Origin of the sequence: Methylobacterium sp. E-066, assembly GCF_022829635.1 — a bacterium.
GTDB lineage: Bacteria > Pseudomonadota > Alphaproteobacteria > Rhizobiales > Beijerinckiaceae > Methylobacterium.
On sequence record NZ_JAKSYO010000077.1, the window covers coordinates 1 to 4,180 of the forward strand.

The 4,180-nt window shown below is 69.1% G+C and carries 3 protein-coding genes; 2 read left to right on the forward strand and 1 reads right to left on the reverse strand.

The annotated features are described in order from the left end of the window. Positions 1 to 232: 232 nt before the first annotated feature. Positions 233 to 3,112 (reverse strand): EAL domain-containing protein, encoded by a 2,880-nt coding sequence (locus MKL20_RS08560; protein ID WP_244036324.1) that lies wholly within the window; start codon positions 3,110 to 3,112, stop codon positions 233 to 235. Positions 3,113 to 3,367: 255 nt separating this feature from the next. On the opposite strand from MKL20_RS08560, the gene MKL20_RS08565 reads away from it, so the two are divergent. Together MKL20_RS08565 and MKL20_RS08570 are read left to right on the forward strand one after the other, a co-directional pair. Further along, positions 3,368 to 3,745: a plastocyanin/azurin family copper-binding protein gene (locus MKL20_RS08565; protein ID WP_243971613.1), complete on the forward strand. Its 378-nt coding sequence runs from the start codon at positions 3,368 to 3,370 to the stop codon at positions 3,743 to 3,745. Positions 3,746 to 3,933: 188 nt separating this feature from the next. Further along, on the forward strand, positions 3,934 to 4,180 hold a 247-nt coding region (locus MKL20_RS08570; RefSeq protein WP_244036325.1), incomplete at its 3' end, for a hypothetical protein.

The following is a 4,180-nucleotide window of genomic DNA, read 5'->3' on the forward strand; positions in this document are numbered from 1 at the left end:
GGAGGGTGGCCCCCGAAGGGGGTCGGGAGAGGGGAGCGACGGTGCAGGATCGGGCTTTGCCTATCATGCCGGTCACGCCTTGTCCTGAAGCCGGGTTCCCCTCTCCCGACCCCTGCTGACGCACGGGCCACCCTCCCCCGCAGAGGGGGGAGGGAGACGCGCTTGGGGGTAGCCTTGGCCCTCATTCGGCAGCGGTGGCTGAACGTCGTAGCTCTGCACGGGGGAGGGCCCCTCAGGCGATTGCCCGAGCCTCCCCGTTCCAGCGATTAATCACCTCGGCCACCTGGGAGACCGGGACCGCGCGGCTGATCAGGTAGCCCTGGACCTCGTCGCAGCCCTCGGCCCGCAGATGCGCGAGCTGGGCCTCGGTCTCCACGCCCTCGGCGGTGGTGGTCATGCCGAGGCTGGAGCCCAGCCCGATCACCGCCCGGACGATGAAGTCGGTCCCGTCCTTGATGCACAGGTCGCGCACGAAGGACTGGTCGATCTTGATCTTGTCGAACGGGAAGCTGCGCAGGTAGCTCAGCGACGAGTAGCCGGTGCCGAAATCGTCCATCGAGACCCGGACGCCCAAAGCCTTCAGGCTGTGCAGGATCGCCGTGGTCGCGCCGGGATTGGCCACCAGCACCGATTCGGTGATCTCCAGCTCCAGGCGGCGCCCAGGCAGGCCGGTCCGGCGCAGGGCCTCGCGCACCGCGGTGACGAGGCTCGCCGAGGTGAATTGCACCGCCGAGACGTTGACCGCGACCTTGAGCCCGTCCGGCCAGCGGGCGGCCTCCTCGCAGGCCCGGCGCAGCACCCACTCCCCGAGCGGGACGATCAGCCCGAGCTCTTCGGCGATCGGGATGAACTCGGCCGGCGAGACGAAGCCGCGGCTCGGGTGGTCCCAGCGCAGCAGGGCCTCGAAGCCGCAGATCCGGTCCGCGGCGAGGCTGTAGATCGGCTGGTAGTAGACCTCGAAGGCCTCGCGGGCGAGCGCGTCGCGCAGGTCGCGCTCCAGGATCCGGCGGGCCTGGAGGCGGGCATCCATCTCGGGCTCGAAGAACCGGAACGAGCCCCTTGCCTCGGTCTTGCCGCGGTCGAGGGCGACCTCGGCGTTCTTCAGGAGTTTCTCGCAGCTCGCGCCATCACCCGGCGCCAGGGTGATGCCGATGGTCAGCCCGACGCTGATCTCGTGGCTGCTCAGGCTGTAGGGCGCGCTCAGCACCTCGATGATCCGGCGGGCCAGAACGGCGGCCTCCTCGGCCCGGTCGACGCCCCGCTGGACGACGATGAACTCGTCTGCGCCGAGCCGGGCGACGCAGTCGATCTCGCGCACGCAGGCGGTGAGCCGCTCGCCCACCGCCGCCAGCAGCTCGTCCCCGACCCCGTGGCCCAGGGTCTCGTTCACCGGCCGGAAATCGTCGAGGTCGATGGCGAAGACCGCGAAGCCCGAATCGCGCCCGGCCTGCGCCACGGCCATCTCGATCTGCTGGCCGAGCGCCTCCCGGTTCGGCAGGCCCGTCACGGTGTCGTGGTGCGCCAGGAAGGCGATGCGGGCCTCGGCGCGGCGGCGCTCGGTGACGTCCTCGTAGGTCGCGACGAAACCGCCATCGGCGGTCGCGCGCCGGTCGATCGAGACCGTGCGGCCGTTGCTCAGCTCCTGGAACTGCGTATGCCAGATGCCGCCGCGATGGGCCTCGTGCTCCTGGCGGAGGAGGGTGGCGAGGTCGCTGCCCGGATGGTTGCCGGCCGCGAGGCTGACGCTCAGCACGTCCTGCGCCGACATCCCGGGAACGATGGCATCGGCTGGCAGGCCGTAGATCTCGCTGTAGCGCCGGTTCACCACCATCAGGCGATGCTGTGCGTCGTAGAGGCAGAGGCCCTGGGACATGTTGTCCAGAGCCGCGTCGAGCCGGAGGTTGGTCTCGGTCAGCCGGTCTTCCTGCTCCTTGAGCAGGCTGATGTCGCTGCACACGGCCACGAAGCCGCCCGACTGAGTGGCGCTGCGGCTCACCCGCAGCCAGCGCCCGTCCGCCAACCGGATCTCGCCGTCGCGGGCAAGCGCCCGGAAGCACTCGTTGAGGGTTTTCGAGCCGGAGCCGGCTTCATCGGCCGGGACCGCCAGGGACATGCCGGCCGTGATCGCGGCCTCCAACCCATCGAAGAAATGCAGAGCCTGGGCGTTGGCCAGCGCGATGCCGCCTTCGGCATCGACCACGACCACGCCCTCGCGGGAGGTCTGGAGCGCGTCGGTCACCAGGGCCTCGGCGACCCGGCGCTGGCTGACCTCGCGCTGCATCATCGCGTGGATGTTGTCGCGCATCACCGCCATCGAGCGGAGCAGGCTGCCGAGCTCGTCGCGGCCGCCGGCCGGGATGCGGTCGTCGAGGCGCCCGCTGGCGATCCGCTCCGCCGCCACCGAGGCGTCCGCCAGCGGGCCGGTGATGCGGCGGTTGAGCAGCCAGGCGATCAGCGCACAGGCGAACACTGCCAGCCCGGCCACGACGGCGTTGACGTGCATCTCCCGGGCGACGAGCATCCGGGCTGCCTGGCGGAAGGTGAAGCCGTCGCCCGCGGTGTAGTTGACCAGGAGGTCGATCTGGCTGTCGACCGCGTTGGCGCGCTGGTCGAGCGCGTCCCAGCGCTCGGGGCGAGCCGTAGCCGGATCGAGGCCGCGGCGCATCTCCTCCCAGGCGGCCACGGCCGCCTGCACGGCGCCGGCGGTGCGCACCGACCGGTCCGATTGCGAGCGCTCGACCGCGATGGTCAGGTCTTCGGCCAGCGTGGTCGAGAGTTCGGCGATCTCCGCATCGAGCTTGGCCGCCTCGGCGGCGTCGCGGACATAGGTCCGGCGGGCGAAGGCGCTGCGCATCTTGGCGAAATCCGCCGCGGTCGCCCGGGCGTAATTGATCGACATCAGCGATTCGTCATAGGTGCGGTTGACCAGCACCCCGACATGCGAGATCGCCACGACGGCGTAGAGCCCGAGCGCGCCCGAGAGCAGGCTCATCCCGAGGAAGGCGACGAAGATCCGGCCGCGGATCGTCGTCGACAGACCCGTGATGCCGCGCGCAAGACGCGCCAGACCCGAAGGCGCCTGCTCGTCCGTCGCTCTCTCGGGGTCTCGCATCGCACCGGGCCGCCGTGTGACAGGTCCAGTGAACCGTAATTGCTACATGTTAAGGCTCGATTAGCCGGCCGATCCTGCGCTCGACTCTTCGATAAGCGTTTTCGCGGCTCAATCACCTCGGAAACAGCCGGATGAGCTGGAACGCGGGGCATCGCGAAAATGATTTCTCAATAAACGTTCCTCTAGACTAGCTGGGCTCGAACGCTTGCCGCTGCTGCGGATACCGGTTCGGCGCTGGCGAATCCGAGGAACAGCATGGCCCCCGCAGCGCCGAGTTTACCCGCATCGCTCCGCTGGAAACCGGTTCTCCCGGCAGCGCTCGCATTGGCCCTCGGGATGATCTGCGGATTGGTCCTGGTCGGCAATCTCGAGGCCTCCGGGCTCCTGGTGTCGCAGAAGGGCCGGGCGTTCCAGCCGGGCAACATCGCCTTGAGCCGGGGCGAGACGGTGATGTTCGTCAACGACGACAGCGACCTGCTGCATCACGTGTTCGTCGAATCCGACACGTTCAGCTTTGATTCCGGCGACCAGGAGCCAGGCAGCCGCACGCCGGTCACCTTCACCGAGCGCGGGACGTTTCAGGTCCTCTGCGGTATTCATCCGAAGATGAAGCTGGTGGTGCGGGTGAATTGAGACCCGTTTGTTGTGGACACGGTTCGCAATTGAGCCTCCGCCGTCATTGCGAGCGCAGCGAAGCAACCCAGGGCAGCGCGCGCTATCCGAATGTAGCGTTTCCCTGGGTTGCTTCGCTGCGCTCGCAATGACGGTGCGCGGTGCTGCAAGCTCAAGAACGATCCCACACTCGCCCTCATCCTGAGGTGGTGCAGCGGAGCGGAGCCCTCGAAGGAGGCCTCCAGGGATCGCAAAGGCTTCTGGAGGGCTCCTTCGAGGCCCAGCGATCTTCGCGTGTTGCCGGCCGATCCGGCGACACCGATGGCGGCACGGCGCTCACCCTGGTCGATGTCGACGACGCGCCCGCGGGCTTCGGCGGCGCCGGCACGGTCGATGCGGCCGCCGACGGCTCCGGCCTCGCCGGCGGCGCCGACGCCGAGGAGACCGAGGCTTTCC

Bases quoted from the DNA above. Each gene is read 5' to 3' on its own strand.
- MKL20_RS08560 (WP_244036324.1), bottom strand. From the start codon at position 3,112: ATGCGAGACCCCGAGAGAGCGACGGACGAGCAGGCGCCTTCGGGTCTG.
- MKL20_RS08565 (WP_243971613.1), top strand. From the start codon at position 3,368: ATGGCCCCCGCAGCGCCGAGTTTACCCGCATCGCTCCGCTGGAAACCG.